Annotated in this window: 19 protein-coding genes; 11 read left to right on the top strand and 8 right to left on the bottom strand. The window is 65.7% G+C overall.

Annotation, left to right across the window (positions count from 1 at the left end; translation table 11 throughout):
* The first annotated feature begins 91 nt into the window (after nucleotides 1-91).
* On the top strand, nucleotides 92-1,066 hold the full coding sequence (locus tag KZX46_RS16350; RefSeq protein ID WP_219774862.1) for an NADPH:quinone oxidoreductase family protein: 975 nt from the start codon (nucleotides 92-94) through the stop codon (nucleotides 1,064-1,066).
* Nucleotides 1,067-1,190: 124 nt separating this feature from the next.
* Here KZX46_RS16350 and KZX46_RS16345 read toward each other — a convergent pair whose 3' ends face one another.
* The 3 genes from KZX46_RS16345 to pgsA are packed head-to-tail and all read right to left on the bottom strand — an operon-like array spanning nucleotide 1,191 to nucleotide 2,442.
* Nucleotides 1,191-1,634: a molybdenum cofactor biosynthesis protein MoaE gene (locus tag KZX46_RS16345; protein WP_219774861.1), complete on the bottom strand. Its 444-nt coding sequence runs from the start codon at nucleotides 1,632-1,634 to the stop codon at nucleotides 1,191-1,193.
* Nucleotides 1,631-1,885, bottom strand: coding sequence for a molybdopterin converting factor subunit 1 (gene moaD, locus KZX46_RS16340; RefSeq protein ID WP_219774860.1), 255 nt, complete (start codon nucleotides 1,883-1,885; stop codon nucleotides 1,631-1,633). Before moaD ends, KZX46_RS16345 begins: the two co-directional genes overlap by 4 nt.
* Nucleotides 1,882-2,442 (bottom strand): CDP-diacylglycerol--glycerol-3-phosphate 3-phosphatidyltransferase, encoded by a 561-nt coding sequence (gene pgsA, locus KZX46_RS16335; protein ID WP_219774859.1) that lies wholly within the window; start codon nucleotides 2,440-2,442, stop codon nucleotides 1,882-1,884. Before pgsA ends, moaD begins: the two co-directional genes overlap by 4 nt.
* 55 nt (nucleotides 2,443-2,497) lie before the next feature.
* Here pgsA and KZX46_RS16330 point away from each other — a divergent pair, with 55 nt between their 5' ends.
* Nucleotides 2,498-3,169: a nitroreductase gene (locus KZX46_RS16330; RefSeq protein WP_219774858.1), complete on the top strand. Its 672-nt coding sequence runs from the start codon at nucleotides 2,498-2,500 to the stop codon at nucleotides 3,167-3,169.
* Here the strand turns inward: KZX46_RS16330 and KZX46_RS16325 are convergent.
* Together KZX46_RS16325 and KZX46_RS16320 are read right to left on the bottom strand one after the other, a co-directional pair.
* Nucleotides 3,166-3,570 (bottom strand): MAPEG family protein, encoded by a 405-nt coding sequence (locus KZX46_RS16325; protein ID WP_219774857.1) that lies wholly within the window; start codon nucleotides 3,568-3,570, stop codon nucleotides 3,166-3,168. The genes KZX46_RS16330 and KZX46_RS16325 overlap by 4 nt on opposite strands.
* Before the next feature lie 29 nt (nucleotides 3,571-3,599).
* Nucleotides 3,600-4,307 carry a glutathione S-transferase family protein gene (locus KZX46_RS16320; RefSeq protein ID WP_216707849.1) on the bottom strand — a complete coding sequence of 236 codons (708 nt, stop codon included), beginning with the start codon at nucleotides 4,305-4,307 and terminating at the stop codon, nucleotides 3,600-3,602.
* A gap of 71 nt (nucleotides 4,308-4,378) precedes the next feature.
* Between KZX46_RS16320 and KZX46_RS16315 the strand changes: the two genes are divergently transcribed.
* Nucleotides 4,379-4,795, top strand: a complete 417-nt coding sequence (locus tag KZX46_RS16315) for a DUF2147 domain-containing protein (protein WP_219774856.1) — start codon at nucleotides 4,379-4,381, stop codon at nucleotides 4,793-4,795.
* A gap of 254 nt (nucleotides 4,796-5,049) precedes the next feature.
* On the opposite strand, the gene uvrC is transcribed toward KZX46_RS16315, so the two are convergent.
* On the bottom strand, nucleotides 5,050-6,975 hold the full coding sequence (gene uvrC, locus KZX46_RS16310; RefSeq protein ID WP_219774855.1) for an excinuclease ABC subunit UvrC: 1,926 nt from the start codon (nucleotides 6,973-6,975) through the stop codon (nucleotides 5,050-5,052).
* A 211-nt stretch (nucleotides 6,976-7,186) separates the two neighbouring features.
* On the opposite strand from uvrC, the gene KZX46_RS16305 reads away from it, so the two are divergent.
* Entirely contained in the window at nucleotides 7,187-7,969 is a 783-nt protein-coding gene (locus KZX46_RS16305) for an SDR family NAD(P)-dependent oxidoreductase (protein WP_219774854.1), read from the top strand.
* Nucleotides 7,966-8,358: a dihydroneopterin aldolase gene (locus tag KZX46_RS16300; RefSeq protein WP_216707846.1), complete on the top strand. Its 393-nt coding sequence runs from the start codon at nucleotides 7,966-7,968 to the stop codon at nucleotides 8,356-8,358. Before KZX46_RS16305 ends, KZX46_RS16300 begins: the two co-directional genes overlap by 4 nt.
* Here the strand turns inward: KZX46_RS16300 and KZX46_RS16295 are convergent.
* On the bottom strand, nucleotides 8,355-9,146 hold the full coding sequence (locus tag KZX46_RS16295) for a hypothetical protein (protein ID WP_219774853.1): 792 nt from the start codon (nucleotides 9,144-9,146) through the stop codon (nucleotides 8,355-8,357). The genes KZX46_RS16300 and KZX46_RS16295 overlap by 4 nt on opposite strands.
* A gap of 315 nt (nucleotides 9,147-9,461) precedes the next feature.
* Between KZX46_RS16295 and KZX46_RS23325 the strand changes: the two genes are divergently transcribed.
* From KZX46_RS23325 to KZX46_RS16270, 5 genes are all read left to right on the top strand, one after another.
* Nucleotides 9,462-10,082 (top strand): energy transducer TonB, encoded by a 621-nt coding sequence (locus KZX46_RS23325; RefSeq protein WP_216707844.1) that lies wholly within the window; start codon nucleotides 9,462-9,464, stop codon nucleotides 10,080-10,082.
* An 81-nt stretch (nucleotides 10,083-10,163) separates the two neighbouring features.
* Nucleotides 10,164-10,883 carry a MotA/TolQ/ExbB proton channel family protein gene (locus KZX46_RS16285; RefSeq protein ID WP_216707843.1) on the top strand — a complete coding sequence of 240 codons (720 nt, stop codon included), beginning with the start codon at nucleotides 10,164-10,166 and terminating at the stop codon, nucleotides 10,881-10,883.
* Between the two features lie 20 nt (nucleotides 10,884-10,903).
* A complete protein-coding gene (locus tag KZX46_RS16280; RefSeq protein WP_216707842.1) occupies nucleotides 10,904-11,380 on the top strand; it encodes a biopolymer transporter ExbD in 477 nt (158 codons plus the stop codon).
* 42 nt (nucleotides 11,381-11,422) lie between these two features.
* On the top strand, nucleotides 11,423-11,845 hold the full coding sequence (locus KZX46_RS16275; protein WP_216707841.1) for a biopolymer transporter ExbD: 423 nt from the start codon (nucleotides 11,423-11,425) through the stop codon (nucleotides 11,843-11,845).
* 132 nt (nucleotides 11,846-11,977) lie between these two features.
* Nucleotides 11,978-12,391, top strand: a complete 414-nt coding sequence (locus tag KZX46_RS16270) for a hypothetical protein (RefSeq protein ID WP_216707840.1) — start codon at nucleotides 11,978-11,980, stop codon at nucleotides 12,389-12,391.
* A 276-nt stretch (nucleotides 12,392-12,667) separates the two neighbouring features.
* Here the strand turns inward: KZX46_RS16270 and yaaA are convergent, their stop codons facing one another.
* Nucleotides 12,668-13,441, bottom strand: coding sequence for a peroxide stress protein YaaA (yaaA, locus tag KZX46_RS16265; protein WP_219774852.1), 774 nt, complete (start codon nucleotides 13,439-13,441; stop codon nucleotides 12,668-12,670).
* Nucleotides 13,442-13,569: 128 nt separating this feature from the next.
* Between yaaA and KZX46_RS16260 the strand changes: the two genes are divergently transcribed.
* Entirely contained in the window at nucleotides 13,570-14,823 is a 1,254-nt protein-coding gene (locus KZX46_RS16260; RefSeq protein ID WP_219774851.1) for a lipopolysaccharide assembly protein LapB, read from the top strand.
* Nucleotides 14,824-14,855: the final 32 nt, after the last annotated feature.

Genomic DNA, 14,855 nt, shown 5'->3' with positions numbered 1-14,855 from the left:
CTGATTGCGGATACGGGTTGTTCCAATCGGCGATGCTGATATCCCTTGCCGCACGGCACACGAAGCCGATCAATCACTTGGGGAAGCGTCGATGAAAGCCGTGATGTGCGTGGAGCATGGTCCGCCCGAACTGCTCGTGGTCCAGGATGTGCCGATGCCCGAGCCAGGACGCGGGCAAGTTCGGCTCAAGGTCGAGGCCGCCGGGGTCAATTTTCCCGACACGCTGATCATTCAGAACCTCTACCAGTTCAAGCCGCCGATGCCGTTCACCCCGGGTGGCGAGGCGGCGGGGGTGATCGACGCGGTCGGCGAGGGGGTTGACGATCTCAAGGTCGGTGATCGCGCTGTGGCGATGACCGGGAACGGCTGCTTCGCCGAATATGTCATCGCCAATCGCGCGCAGATCGTGCCTATTCCGGGCGACATGCCCGCCGACATCGCCGCCGGCTTCACCATGACCTACGGCACGTCGCATCATGCGCTCAAGCAGCGCGCCCGGCTGCAGCCCGGCGAGACGTTGCTCGTCCTCGGTGCGGCGGGGGGCGTCGGGCTGACCGCGGTCGAGCTCGGCAAGTTGATGGGCGCGACGGTCATCGCCGCCGCCTCGACCGATGAAAAATTGGAGCTGTGTCGCGAATACGGCGCCGACGCGACGATCAATTACGCGACGGCCAACCTCAAGGACGAGGTCAAGCGGCTGACCGGCGGCAAGGGCCCCGACGTCATCTACGACCCCGTCGGCGACCGCTACGCCGAGCCCGCGTTCCGCTCGATCGGCTGGAACGGGCGCTACCTCGTTGTCGGGTTCGCCGCAGGTAACATCCCGTCGCTGCCGCTCAACCTGCCGCTGATCAAGGGCGCTTCGATCGTCGGCGTGTTCTGGGGCGCGTTCACCCAGGCCGAACCGCAGGTTCACCGCGCCAACATGGCCGAGCTGCTCGACTGGTACGCCGCGGGCAAGCTCAAGCCGCACGTCAGCAAGCATTTCCCGCTCGAAGAAGGCCCGGCAGCGATCCGCTGGATGATGGACCGCAAGGCAACGGGGAAAGTCGTGCTGACGACGTGAGGGCTTGACATTCTGAACCGGATAGGCTAAGAATAAAATGCGAGGCGGCTTGCGTTTCGGGCGTAAGGCTGCCGAGTAAAACACACGCGTTTGCGTGACCTTATTTTGAACTTAGCGTATCTGGTTAGTTCCAGCGAGCGGCGGCGGTGTCGTCGCTCGCTTTGGCCTCGACCCACGTTGCGCCGCCGGCGCGCTCCTCGGACTTCCAGAACGGGGCCTTGGTCTTGAGCCAGTCCATCAGGAAGGCGGCGGCGTCGAATGCGGCGGAGCGGTGGGCGCTGGCGACGGCGACGAGGACGATCGCCTCGCCGGGCAGCATCCGTCCGACACGGTGGACGATGCTGCCGCCAGTGACGGGCCAGCGCGCCTCGGCCTCGGCGGCAATCGCGGCGAGCGCACGCTCGGTCATTGCGGGATAGTGCTCGAGGGTCAACGCGATCAAGTCATCGTCGGCGCGGACGAAGCCGGTGAAGGTAACGACCGCGCCGACGTCGTCACGGCCTTCGGTTAGCGCGGCAACCGCGGCGACGGAGTCGATCGGCTCGGCTTGGACGCGGACGCCGATCACCCTCCGGTGACCGGGGGGAAGATCGCGACTTCAACACCGTCGGTGACCGGCGCATCGAGCCCAACGAACGCCTGGTCGACCGCGACGCGGATCGCCGCGCGGTCGCCCAGCGCGGCGGCGTGGCCGGGGGAGCGGGTGGCGAGCCAGTCGAGCAGGTCGCCGACCGTCGCGGCTCCGGGCGGCAACAGCAACACCTCGCCGTCGACCCCGATCCGCTCGCGGACCCACGCGAAATAGACGAGGTCGATCATGTGTCCATGTGCTTGAGGCCGACGCGGAGATAGTCGTAGCCGGTGATGACGGTCAGCCCGGCGGCGAGCCACAGGCACCACAGCCCTACGAGCGGCGCGGGCAGCCACGGCGCGATCTTCGGGGTGGCGACGCCGAGGATCAGCGCGCCGAGCGCGATCATCTGGAACGCGGTCTTCCACTTCGCCAGCGCGCTGACCGGGAGCGACACCTGCAGTCCGGCGAGGAATTCGCGGAGGCCCGAGACAGTGATCTCGCGGAGCAGAATGATGAGCGCGGCGATCACCGCCAGCCCGTGGATCGCGCCGACGTGGACGAGCATCACGATCGTCGCCGCGACCATGATCTTGTCGGCGACCGGATCGAGGAACACCCCCAGCTTCGACACCGTGCCGCGCGCCCGGGCGAGATAGCCGTCGAGATAGTCGGTCGCTCCGGCGACCGAGAAGACGACGAACGCCGCAAGGATCGCCGCGACCCCGGGATCCCACAGCAGGGCGACGAGCAAGGGGACCGCGAAGATCCGGCTGAGCGTCAGGAGATTGGGGAGGCTGGACAACACGCGCCGGGGATAGGCTAAGGGCCTCAGCAACTCAACGGCTGGAGCGAGATCGATGCAGGTCAGTGATGCGGTGGCGAGCCGCCGGTCGGTCCGTGGGTTCCTTCCCGACCCGGTCGACGCCGCGGTGATCCGACGCGTCCTCGCGACAGCGGCACGGTCGCCGTCGGGGGGCAACCTCCAGCCGTGGCACATCGACGTCGTTGCGGGCGAACCGCTGGCCGAGCTGAAGGCGATCATGCTCGACCGCGTCCGGGCGGCGCCGGGCGGGGAGGGGAGTGAATACGACATCTATCCCAAGACCTTGCCCGAGCGGCAGCGGACGTATCGCTTCGAGGTCGGCGAGGATTTGTACGGCGCGCTCGGCATTCCGCGCGAGGACAAGATGGCGCGGATGATGTGGTTTGCGCGCAACTTCCAGTTCTTCGGCGCGCCGATGGCGTTGTTCTGCTCGGTCGACCGGGGGATGGGACCGCCGCAATGGTCCGACCTCGGCATGTTCCTCCAGACGGTGATGCTGCTGCTGCGGGAGGAGGGGCTCGACAGTTGCGCGCAGGAATGTTGGGCGGTGTATCCGGCGACGGTGGGAAAGTTCATCGACTTGCCGCCCGAGCGAATGCTGTTCTGCGGGATGGCGATCGGCCACGCCGACCCCGCCGATCCGGTCAACGCGATGCGTGCGCGCCGCGCCGCGGTTGAGGATTTCGCAACCTTTCGCGGGGTTTAGCCGATCCCGAACTGGTGGAGGGTGAAGCTGACGATGACGGCGATCAGGACGATCAACGACAGCACGCCCGACAGCAGGAAGCCGAGCGAGCGCTTGTCGGCGGCGCGGATATACGTCTCGATGTAGATCAGCCGCCCGACGCTCCAGATCGCCCCGTAGGCCCCGGCATAGAGGTCGCCCCAGAACAGCGCCGCGAGGCCGAGGAGCGGGACGAACAGCACCATCTGCTCGACGGTGTTCTGCTGCGCACGAAACGCCCGCTCGAACTCCGGGGCCCCGGTCACGGTCGGGGCCATGACGCCGAACTTGGTGCGCGCCTGGCTGACACGGATCCCCGACCAGACGTAGATTGCGAGCGCGGCGATGAGCGCGCCTTCGGTTAGTGGCAGGTGGTGCGTCACAGTCGTTTCCCCCCCGGAAATTCGGTTGCTTAGGTTGCTGGCTTGCCCATCTCGACGATCGACCGCGCCCGGTCGGCGAACTTCTTGGCGTCGTCGCCCCCCTTCATCTTGGCGCTCGCGTCTTCGGGCACGACGATCCCGCGCTGCGCCGCCGGACGAGCCGCGATCGTCTCGTGCCAGCGCGCCAGGTTGGGCAGACCCTCGGTGTCGATGCCCGACCACGCCGCCGTCCGCGTCCAGCACCAGTTCGCGATGTCGGCGATGCTATAGTCGTCGCCGGCGAGATATTCGGTCTTGGCGAGCTGCCCGTCGAGCACGGTGAACAGGCGGCGGCCTTCGCCCTGGTAGCGCGCAATCGCGGCGGGGATCTTCTCGGGGAAATAGCGGAAGAAGACGTTCGCCTGTCCCATCATCGGGCCGACGCCGCCCATCTGGAACATCAACCACTGGAGCACGCGGCTGCGCCCGAGCGCGTCGGACGGCATCAGCCGCCCGGTCTTCTCGGCGAGGTAGATCAGGCACGCGCCCGATTCGAAGACCGGGAAGCCGCCGGGCACGTCATGGTCGACGATCGCCGGAACGCGTCCGTTCGGGCAGATATCGAGATACCATTGCTGCTTCTGCTCACCCGCCATCAGGTCGAGCTTGCGGACGTCATAGGCGAGCTCGAGCTCCTCGAGCGCGACGGATACCTTATACCCGTTGGGCGTTGCCGCAGTGTAGAGCGTCAGGGTCATCGCCGTCTCCATCGTTCATGCCGCGTCCAGCCCGGTGCCCTTAGTCCGCCCGTCGTCGTTGGGAGTCCGCCATGCACCGTCTGCCGCTCGTCGTTCTTGCCGCCCTTGCCAGTGTCGCCGCCGTCACGCCGCTCCACGCCGCGTCGGGGATCACCGGAACATGGCACAACCCGGCGGGCAGCGTCGAGGTGGCGATGGCGCCGTGCGGATCGCGCCTGTGCGGCACCGTCGTCCGGGCAAGCGACAAGGCGCGGGACGATGCCGCAAGGGGCGGCACCGACCAGCTCGTCGGCACGCAATTGTTTCGCGGGCTGGCCGCCGACGGTCCCGACCACTGGACCGGCGAAGTCTTCGTCCCCGATATCGGCCAGACCGTCGCCGGCACGCTGGCGCAGGTCGGCCCGAATGCGCTCGAGGTCAGCGGCTGCGTCATCCCCGGGCTCGTCTGCCAGACGCAGACGTGGACGCGAGTCGCCGCCCGGCGCTAGGCGTAACCGTCGCCGCGAACCCGAATGGCTTAAAACGGTTGCGCAACAATATTCCAAAGTTGATGAACCTGACGCCACGTCTCGGGGGCATGTCATCCTCTCGCGAACCAAACGGGTCAGCCCGATCGAGCGCCCACCGGGCTCTCGCAGACCCTGTATGGCGTCGTCGTAGCGGTTCATCGCGTTCCTTCCGTCTCAGCCGCCGAGGCTAGGCCGCGAAGTGGCGTGTAGGACAGGCTTTTCGTGCGGCGCTTCTAGCCCTTCGGATGGAAGTGCCCGTGCAACGCGGCCGCCATGCCCTTGCTGATGCCGGGGGCCTTCTCGAGGTCGGCAAGCGTCGCCCCGCGCACCGCTCGCGACGTGCCGAAATGCATCAGCAGCGCGCGCTTACGCGCCGGGCCGATGCCTGGGACGTCGTCGAGCGGGTTGGCGACGATCGCCTTCGACCGCTTCGCCCGATGCGCGCCGATGGCGAAGCGATGCGCTTCGTCACGCAGCCGCTGGAGGAAGAACAGCACCGGTGTGTTCGGCGGCAGCGTCATTTCGCGGCCGTTGGGCAGGTAAAAGGTCTCGCGCCCGGCGTTGCGGTCGGGGCCCTTCGCCACGCCGACGACGCAGACGTTGAACACGCCGAGTTCGCCCATGACCTCGAGCACCGCATTCAACTGCCCGCGTCCGCCGTCGATCAGCAGCAGGTCGGGCCAGTCACCGCTGGTGCGGTCGGGATCTTCCTTTTCGAGCCGGACGAAGCGCCGCCCGAGCATCGCCTTCATCATCGCGAAGTCGTCACCCGGCGTGATGCTGGGGTCCTTCATGTTGAACTTGCGATACGCGTTCTTGCGGAAGCCCTCGGGTCCGGCGACGATCATCGCGCCGAGCGCGGCGGTCCCCTGGATGTGGCTGTTGTCGTAGACCTCGATCCGCTGCGGCGGCGCGGCGAGATCGAAAAGCTCGGCCAACTCGGCGAGCAGCTTCCCCTGCGTCGTCGATTCGGCAAGGTGGCGGTCGAGTGCCTCCTTCGCGTTGCGCGTCGCCTGTTCCACGAGGCGCTTCGACGATCCACGTTGCGGCGCGCGGAGGCCGACGCGCTTGCCCGCACGCTCCGACAGCGCATCGGCGAGGAGCGTCATCTCGTCGAGGGTGCGGTCGAGCAACACTTCGCGCGGCACCGGCACGTCGTCGTAGAATTGCGCGAGGAAGGCCGCCAACACCTCGTCCTCGGCGACTTCGGTGGTGTGCGCGGGGAAGAAGGCGCGGTGCCCCCAGTTCTGCCCGCCGCGGATGAAGAACACCTGGATGCACATTACCCCGGCGCTGCACGCGAGCGCGACGATATCGGCATCGGTCGCGGCGTCGGCAGCGTTGATCGCCTGGCTGCCCTGGATGTAGGTCAGCGCGCGTAGCCGGTCGCGGAATACCGCTGCAAGTTCGAAGTCGTACGCCGCCGCCGCGGTCTCCATCAGCCCGCCGAGCTTGCGCTGGACCTCTTGGCTCTTGCCCGACAGGAACGCCTTGGCGTCGTCGACGAGCTCGGCATAGGCGTCGGGCTCGATCCGGTCGACGCACGGCGCCGAGCAGCGCTTGATCTGGTGGAGCAGGCACGGCCGCGAGCGGTTGGCGAAGAACGAATCCGAGCACGACCGCAGCAGGAAAACCTTTTGCAGCGCGTTGAGCGTCGTATTGACCGCGCCGGCGCTGGCGAACGGCCCGTAATAAATGCCCTTGCCGACCCGCGCACCGCGGTGCTTCGAGATCCGCGGAAAGGCGTGGTCCTCGCGCAGGAAGATGAACGGGAAGCTTTTGTCGTCGCGCAGCAGGACGTTGTACGCCGGGCGGAAGCGCTTGATCAGCTGCGCCTCGAGCAGCAGCGCCTCGCTCTCCGAATTCGTTGTCACGATCGTCATCGACCGCGTCTGCGCGACCATCCGCTGGAGGCGGCGGGGTAGGCGGGTGACCTGGGTGTAGTTGGTCACCCGCGCCTTCAATGCGCGCGCCTTGCCGACATACAGAACGTCGCCGCCGCTATCGAGCATCCGGTAGACCCCCGGGCGCGCGGGGAGCGTCCGCAGCACGTTGCGGATCGCCGCGACGCCCGCATCGATGTCGGGCGTCTCGCGCCCCCGGACGGTGGACGCCGAGATGTCCTCGGAAAAGCGGTCGGGGGGCGGGGGCAGGGCCATCGGTCAACGGCATCTAGGCGCGCACGGCCCGCGTCTCAAGGATTGGCTTATCCACGGCGGCTGTGGACAAAGCGGTGTGCGACGGTCGGACGGGGTGCGCAGATTATCGTCTGCACCAACGGCGAACGGTGTGGGTCGAAGACATTGCCCATTTTTCAGGCGGCACACTGCCGCGCTTGCCGCCGGCGGGCGCGGTCGCTACCTCGCCCAGATGACCGCCCAGCCTCTCAACCGCAGCGCCATCGTCACCGGAGGTGCCAAGCGCATTGGGGCGGAGCTGGTCCGTGCGCTCGCCGCCGATGGCTGGCACGTCGTCATCCACTGCCACGCGTCGACCAGCGAGGCCGATGCGTTGCGCGACGAGCTGATCGCCGCGGGAGGCGCGGCGTCGGTCATCGCGTGTGATCTCATCGACCCCGACGCAGCGGCGAAGATCGTTGCCGCCGCCGTCGCCGCCGCCCCGCCGGGGTTGCTCGTCAACAGCGCATCGCGCTTCGACCCCGACCACTTCGACGACTTCACCATCGAGCAATGGGACCGCCACATGGCGGTCAACCTCCGCGCCCCCGCGCTGCTGATCCGCGCCTTCGCCGCCGCGATCGACGATGCGGGGATCGACGACGCCGGGATCGTCGTCAACATGCTCGACGCCAAGCTCGCCAGCCTCAACCCCGATTTCCTGTCGTACACCGTCAGCAAGATCGGCCTCGCCGGGCTGACCGAGCTCGCCGCGCGCGCCTATGCCCCCAAGCTCCGCGTCAACGCGATCGCGCCCGCAGTGACGATGGTCAGCGGGCCGCAGTCGCGCGAGAACTTTGCCAAGGCGCACACCCTCAACCCGCTCGGGCGCGGGGTCGAGGTCGCCGAGATCGTCGCGACGCTGCGCTACATCATTGCCACGCCGACGTTGAACGCCCAGACGATCACCCTCGATGCCGGGCAGCGCCTGCTCGGCCTGCCGCGCGACGTGGCGTATATGGTGGAGTCCGAATGACCGACCTCGCGGGCCTGATCCCGGCCTCCCTCACGCCACGCACGCGTAAGATCGTCCTCGAAGACTTCGACCTGCCGGTCGACATCGGCTTCCACGCCTTCGAGATCGGCACGCCGCAGCGGCTGCGGATCAATGTCGAGGTCTGGCTCGACGCCGAGAATTTCCCCGAATCCGACACCGTCGCCGAAGCGTGGGATTACGACGCGCTGCGCACCGGGATCGTTGCCATCGTCGCCGGACGCCGGTTCAATCTCCAGGAGACCGTCTGCCGCGCGGTGTACGACCATGTTGCGGCGCGGCGCGGCGTCACCGGGATCCGCGTATCGACGCGCAAACCCGACATCTACGCCGATTGCGCCGCGGTCGGGGTCGAGATCGCGTCGTTCTAGAAAGTCCGCCCGCACGGGCCGAGCGACGTCAGCACGAAGCGATAATCGTCGGCGACATCCGCGCCGGCGTCGAGCTTTGCCGGTAGCGCCTGCGGCAGGAAGCACGCGAGCCGATACCATAATAATGTCCCCGGCTTCACCCCCGCCGCCGCGTCGTCGATCACATCGCCGAGCGCGATCGTCAGCTTCCGCGCCTCGCCGGGTCGCGTCAGGACGACGAGCGACACCGGCTTGCCGTCGCGGGTCGACAGGAAGAACTGGCTCTCCGCCTCGCCGGGGACTGCGCCGGGGACGCGGAACGCCGAGGTGACACCGGTGACGACGGGGACAGTTCCGTTGCGGGCACCGGTCAGGATCGCCCGAACGGCGGCGTCGGCGTCGGCGGACCAGTCGAGCTGGCCGTGCGCGGAGACCAGAGTATATTCGCCGGGGGTTGCCGGGTTGCCGCGAAGGAACAGCAGGACGTCGCTCCGCAACAGCTGCGGCGGCTTGCCCCGCGCGTCGAGGGGCACGTCGACGAGGTAGGTAATCCGCGGCGGCACCTCGCCCGGCGCGACGATCGCCGACGTCGTCGCCGCCGATACGAGCATCCGGGCGCTCCCCGGCGCGACATCGGGCGCGTCGCGCGGCTTGAGCCGCTCGGCCTTGAAGATCGTCGCGCGGATCACGACCGGCGCGGCGCTGCTCAACGTCGCCAGATCCGCGAAACCGACGGTGGTAGCGCTCACAGGGGCGCTGGCCAAAAGCGCGAGGGCGAGCGGGAGGGCAAGCAGGCGGGCGATCGACATTATTCGCTCCGGTTTGGGGGTGGTCGCGGCTTAGGCTGTGGTGACGGTCGCGGCAAGACGCGCTCGAGACTGACTAATCTGTTAACGCGCGACAAAGCGGGTTGCGGCTCGACGGCTCGGCGGCTAATGTTCGGACGTCAAGCCACGTTGCAGCGCAACATAATGCGCTAAACTGGATTGTTCGCTTGTCAAACCGAGCGTTGATCGGCGAGACTGAGTCCACGCATTCATGGCGCGCCACGGGGCGCTCCGGTCATTTGAGGGAGTCTCGCTCGAGTTATGGCTTACGCTGATCAGGGAATTAGCAGAGGCAAGATGATCGGTCTCGGCATCGCCGTGATCATTCACATCTTCCTCGGCTATGCGCTCATAACCGGACTCGCGCTGAAGATGGTCAAGCACATCGTCGGACCGCTCGAGACGGTCAACATCAAGGAAGAGGCACCGCCGCCCGACGAACCGCCGCCGCCGCCGCCGAAGGACATCGAGATTCCGCCGTTCGTGCCGCCGCCGGAAGTGACCGTCCAGAACGACAGTCCGCCGCCGCCGACGATCACGACGCAGAACGTCGCGCCGCCGCCGCCGGTGACGTATGTCGCTCCGCCGGCCCCGGTCGCTGCGCCTGCGCCGCCCGCTCCGACGGGTCCGACACAGGCCGCGACCGCCAATCCGCGCAGTCTCGAAGTTTCTGAGGATGACTATCCGCCGGCTTCGCTCCGCGCCGAGGAGGAGGGCCGGACGGTCATCACGATCGGGATCAGTGCACAGGGCAAGGTCGATACCTGCGCGGTGACGACGTCGAGCGGCTTTCCGAAGCTCGACGAGAAGACCTGCCAGATCGCGCAGCGTCGCTTCCGCTTCAAGCCTGCACTCCAGAACGGAACGCCGGTCGCATCGACGAAAGTCCTGCCGATCCGCTGGCAGATCCGCAAATAACCGCACCCGTCCGCCCGGATCACCGGGCGGACAAGACCGTAACCCGATCACGATAAATCGCGACATCGCAAGGAAAACCAGATGGAAACCGTTGCTACGACCAACCCCTACGGCCTGATGCAGGCCCTGCAACAGGGCGGTATCATCACCCAGGCGATTTTCGGCGTTCTCGTCGTCATGTCGCTCGGTTCGTGGTACATCATCCTCACCAAGTGGTGGGACCAGCGGAAGGTGCTCGCCGACGCCGGTGAGCTCGAGAAGAAGTTCTGGGCCGCGCCCAGCCTCAAGGACGGCGCATCGAAGCTCGGCAAGAACAGCGCGTTCCGCCAGATCGTTGACGACGGCCTGCGCGCTTCGGAGCATCACGAAGGCCGCCTGACCGACAAGATCGATCAGCACGAGTGGGTGACGATGGCGCTCAACCGTTCGAACGCGAGCGTCGTGTCGAAGCTTCAGGGCGGTCTCGCCTTCCTCGCCTCGGTCGGTTCGACCGCTCCGTTCGTCGGTCTGATGGGCACCGTCATCGGTATTTACCGCGCGCTGATTAACATCGGCATCGCCGGTCAGGCATCGATCGACAAGGTTGCCGGCCCGGTCGGTGAAGCGCTCATCATGACCGCGCTCGGCCTGTTCGTCGCCGTTCCTGCCGTGCTCGGGTACAACTACCTGATCCGCCGCAACAAGTCGGTCACCGAAAAGCTCGGCGACTTCGCCTCGGACGTCCACGGCTACCTGATGTCGGGTGCTCGCGTCCCCTCGGAGACGATGGTCGTTTCGGGCAAGCCCGTAGTCGCGCGTTGATCGATAAGACGAGGGTTACCATGTCGATGAATGTCGGATCACCGGACGAAAGCGGTGAAGAAGGGCCGATGACCGACATCAACACGACGCCGCTCGTCGACGTCATGCTGGTGCTGCTGATCATCTTCCTGATCACCGTTCCTGTCGTCATCCAGACGATCCCGTTGTCGCTGCCGAAGGTCGCCAATCTGCCGACGACGACCAAGCCCGAGAACGTGTTGCTGTCGGTCGATGCCGCCTGCAACACGTACTGGGGTCAGCAGAAGATCGCGACGAAGCAGGAACTCCTCGATCGCTCGGTCGCGGCGCTCCGTGCTGAAATCAAGCGGCAGAAGGATGCGGGCTCGAAGCAGGAACTGCCCGAGGTCCATATTCGCGGTGACGCCAACATGGAATATCGCTGCGTCGGGGGTGTGATCTACACGCTCCAGCGCGCGGGCTTCCAGAAGATCGGCTTCATCTCGGAGCCGCCCGCCGGCACGATCACCGAACGTTAAGATACAAAGCGGCGGGCCGCGCCCGCCGCAAGGAGTATAGAAATGGCGATTAGTTCCGGTGGTGGCGGCGAAGGCAGCCCAATGATGGACATCAACACGACTCCGTTGATCGACGTCATGCTCGTCCTGCTGATCATGTTCATCATCACGATTCCGATCCAGACGCATGCGGTCAAGCTCGACCTGCCGCCGCCCAACCCCAATCCGTCGGACGTCAAGCCCGACTTCAACCAGGTCAACATCGACTTCCTCGGTGCGATCTACTGGAACAATAAGGAAGTCACGCTTCCCCAGTTGATCGGCTACATGAAGCAGGCGGTGGCGATGCCGGTCGAACCAGAGCTCCGTTTGAAGCCCGATGCTTTGGCGAAGTATGTCGTGGTCGACGAGGTCATGGCCGCGGCACAGCGTTCAGGCGTCAAGAAGATGGGCTTCGTCGGGAACGAGGCTTACGCGAACCAATAGCTTTCAAGGACGCAGGCGGCGAGGATTGAGCGGCGGTTAATTTGCCGCTCATATTCACGCTTCGCAAGCGCCTCCGATTTCGCTAACGACGCGTTCGCGTACGTCACGCATCATTTCCTACGGAGAACGACAATGAAGACTGCCATTACGCTGGTCGCTGTTGCCAGCCTCGGCCTGCTCGGTGCCTGCGGCAAGAAGGCTGCTGAAACCACTGACACGACGACGACCACCCCGGTCGCGACCGACGCGTCGGCCCCGGCGAGCGATGCGATGACGTCGACGACGACGACCGCGACGACGACGACCGATGCCGCCGCCGATGCGATGAAGACCAAGGCCGATGGCGTTGTCGACGCCGCCAAGTCGGATGCCAGCGCGATGAAGGACTCAACCGACAAGAAGGCCGACGCCATGGTCGACGCTGCCAAGGACAAGGCGAGCGCGATGAAGGACGACGCGTCGAAGACTGCCGACGCGATGAAGGAACATGCCAAGGCGACCAAGGACTCGATGGATGCCAAGGCCGACGCGATGAAGAAGAACTAAGCTTCTCTTATATCGTCGAATACGGGGGCCGGGCGGAAACGTCCGGCCCTTTTGTTTTGCGCGCCGACCGTGAGTGCGGACTTATCGCGCAGTCACGGGGACAGCCGGAGCCGCATCGTTGTCTTTGCTCGACTGTCTGGCGCTGCGGAGCAGCCATCTTGCACGTAGCCGGGATCGCCTAAAATCGACGACACATCACTCACGCTGTCGGGGATGACTGGTCTTCGCCTGTGTAGTTGACGAAGCTCGCGAACCCGTCGCCCTTTTACAGCGGGCTCAGGACTTTGCCCGGATGAATGTCCAACGTTCGTCATCCGATCGCCGCGCATCGAATTTGTAGCCCTCGGCGGTAAAGTGCTTGAGACCGTCGGGGTGATCGAGCCGCTCGTCGCACATGTATCGCGCCATCGCGCCGCGCGCCTTTTTCGCAATGAAGGTATTGAAGCGCAGCGCGCCGCCGTCGTTGTCGCGAAAATCGATCGCGATGACTTTGCCCGGTAATTTATCGACCGCGACCGCATCGAAATATTCGACGCTGGCAAGGTTGATCAGCGTTTTGTCGTCGTGATCGGCAAGGTCCTCGGCCAGTGCCTTCGCGATCCGGTCGCCCCAGAAATCGACGAGCGTCTTCGTCCGGCCGACCGGAAGCTTGATTCCCATTTCGAGCCGGTACGCCTGCATCAGGTCGAGCGGGCGCAACACGCCGTACAGACCCGACAGGATGCGGATGTGATCCTGCGCGAAATCGACGGTTTCCGCAGTCATCGCTGGGCCGTCGAGGCCCGAATAGACGTCGCCGTCGAAGGTATATAGCGCAGGCCGGGCGTTTTCGGGCGTAAACGGCACCTCGAACGCCTTGAACCGCGCCGCGTTGAGCTCGGCGAGCGCTTCCGAGATGTGCATCAGCTTGCGCAGCGCCGATGGCCGCAGCTTGGCCGCGACCTTGGCCAGCCGTTCCGCCTCGGCGATGAAGCGCGGCTCGGTCGCGTCGAGGGCGGGCACCGGGGTCTCGAGATCGAGGGTCTTGGCGGGGGAAAGGACAGCAAGCATGACCCTGCCTAGGGAGCGAAACCTTGTCTGAACAGTTCAAAAGTCGTTCATGCGGCGCTTGCTACGCGATTGACCGCAACGTTTCAGCGGCTTAGCGCTGGGGCAAATTAGTCCGATGGGAGACACTGATGACGCCGACTTCACGCCTGTTGCTTGCCGCGATGCTCGCGACGACCGCGATCGCCGCCCCCGCCACCGCGAAGAAGGCCGAGGCTGCCGCCGCTGCTGCGCCCGGCGCGGTCGATGCCAAGAACATCTCGAAGCCCGTTCGCCCGGTTCTCGTCGAGGCGCAGAAGCTCGAAGCCGCAGGTGACAACGCCGGTGCGCTGGCGCAGCTCCGCACCGCCGAAGCTGCGGGCAACCTCAATTCGACCGACATCTTCTTCATCAGCCAGATGAAGCTCGGGCTCGGCAACAAGCTCAAGGACAATGCGCTTCTCGAGGAAGCGATCAAGGCGTCGGCGAACAGCGAGTTTCTGCCGGCGGCGGAGAAGCCGAAGTACGTCAAGAACCTCGCGGCGCTCGCGCTCCAGCGCAACGATTACAACGCGGCGACACAATATTACGAGCAGGTCGCGACAATGACTCCGAACGACCCCGATATCTTCAGCAACCTTGCGGTACTCTATTCTCGGCAGAAGCAGAATCCCCAGGCGATAGCATCGCTGCAGAAGGCGATTGCCGCGACGAAGGCATCGGGCAAGGTCCCTGAGGAGGCCCTTTACCGGACCGAGCTCAAGATCGCGGTCGATTCGAAGCTGCCGGCGCAGGTCCAGTCGGCATCGGTCGAGCTCGTCACCGCATACCCGAACCCGGTCAACTGGCGCGACGCGTTGCTGGTCTACCGCGACAGCGTCAAGACCGACGACCAGTCGAACCTCGACTTCTTCCGTTTGATGGACGCTGCCGGCGCGCTCAACGGCGAGCGCGACTACGCCGAATATGTCGAGACCGCGATCGGGAAGGGACTTCCAGGCGAAGCCAAGACCGTCCTCGCCGAGGGTGTTCAGAAGGGCATGCTGTCGAGCAGCAAGCCGTATATCGCCGATTATAACAAATCGATCACGACCCGCCTTCCAGCCGACAAGGCCGGTCTCGCGGCCGGCGACAAGGAAGCGCGCGCTGCCGCGACCGGCAAGACAGCGATGGGCCAAGGCGATGCGTATTACGGCTACGCCGAGTATGCGAAGGCGGCCGACATGTACCGGCTTGCACTGACCAAGGGCGGGATCGACGCAGGCACGGCGAACCTGCGCCTCGGTGCGACGCTGGCGAGGTCGGGCGACAAGGCCGGAGCCACTGCCGCGCTGCAGCAGGTCAAGGGTGCGCCGCGCGAGCAGCTTGCAACCTACTGGATGATCTGGCTCGGCACGAAAGCCTGATCGCGGACTGTTGATTTCGGTGCCGCCGCGCG

Source organism: Polymorphobacter sp. PAMC 29334 (assembly GCF_019431245.1).
In the GTDB taxonomy this organism is placed as follows: Bacteria; Pseudomonadota; Alphaproteobacteria; order Sphingomonadales; family Sphingomonadaceae; genus Polymorphobacter_B; species Polymorphobacter_B megasporae.
The sequence above is the reverse complement of the archived record's forward strand: the minus strand, read 5'-3'. Positions and strand labels throughout refer to the sequence as shown.

Excerpts from the sequence above, each read along its gene's own strand:
- moaD (WP_219774860.1), bottom strand. The coding sequence starts at position 1,885 with ATGATCGACCTCGTCTATTTCGCGTGGGTCCGCGAGCGGATCGGGGTC.
- KZX46_RS16305 (WP_219774854.1), top strand. The coding sequence starts at position 7,187 with ATGACCGCCCAGCCTCTCAACCGCAGCGCCATCGTCACCGGAGGTGCC.
- KZX46_RS16315 (WP_219774856.1), top strand. The coding sequence starts at position 4,379 with ATGCACCGTCTGCCGCTCGTCGTTCTTGCCGCCCTTGCCAGTGTCGCC.
- KZX46_RS23325 (WP_216707844.1), top strand. The coding sequence starts at position 9,462 with ATGATCGGTCTCGGCATCGCCGTGATCATTCACATCTTCCTCGGCTAT.
- KZX46_RS16295 (WP_219774853.1), bottom strand. The coding sequence starts at position 9,146 with ATGTCGATCGCCCGCCTGCTTGCCCTCCCGCTCGCCCTCGCGCTTTTG.
- KZX46_RS16260 (WP_219774851.1), top strand. The coding sequence starts at position 13,570 with ATGACGCCGACTTCACGCCTGTTGCTTGCCGCGATGCTCGCGACGACC.
- KZX46_RS16270 (WP_216707840.1), top strand. The coding sequence starts at position 11,978 with ATGAAGACTGCCATTACGCTGGTCGCTGTTGCCAGCCTCGGCCTGCTC.
- KZX46_RS16350 (WP_219774862.1), top strand. The coding sequence starts at position 92 with ATGAAAGCCGTGATGTGCGTGGAGCATGGTCCGCCCGAACTGCTCGTG.
- KZX46_RS16285 (WP_216707843.1), top strand. The coding sequence starts at position 10,164 with ATGGAAACCGTTGCTACGACCAACCCCTACGGCCTGATGCAGGCCCTG.
- KZX46_RS16275 (WP_216707841.1), top strand. The coding sequence starts at position 11,423 with ATGGCGATTAGTTCCGGTGGTGGCGGCGAAGGCAGCCCAATGATGGAC.
- KZX46_RS16300 (WP_216707846.1), top strand. The coding sequence starts at position 7,966 with ATGACCGACCTCGCGGGCCTGATCCCGGCCTCCCTCACGCCACGCACG.
- KZX46_RS16330 (WP_219774858.1), top strand. The coding sequence starts at position 2,498 with ATGCAGGTCAGTGATGCGGTGGCGAGCCGCCGGTCGGTCCGTGGGTTC.
- yaaA (WP_219774852.1), bottom strand. The coding sequence starts at position 13,441 with ATGCTTGCTGTCCTTTCCCCCGCCAAGACCCTCGATCTCGAGACCCCG.
- uvrC (WP_219774855.1), bottom strand. The coding sequence starts at position 6,975 with ATGGCCCTGCCCCCGCCCCCCGACCGCTTTTCCGAGGACATCTCGGCG.
- KZX46_RS16320 (WP_216707849.1), bottom strand. The coding sequence starts at position 4,307 with ATGACCCTGACGCTCTACACTGCGGCAACGCCCAACGGGTATAAGGTA.
- KZX46_RS16280 (WP_216707842.1), top strand. The coding sequence starts at position 10,904 with ATGTCGATGAATGTCGGATCACCGGACGAAAGCGGTGAAGAAGGGCCG.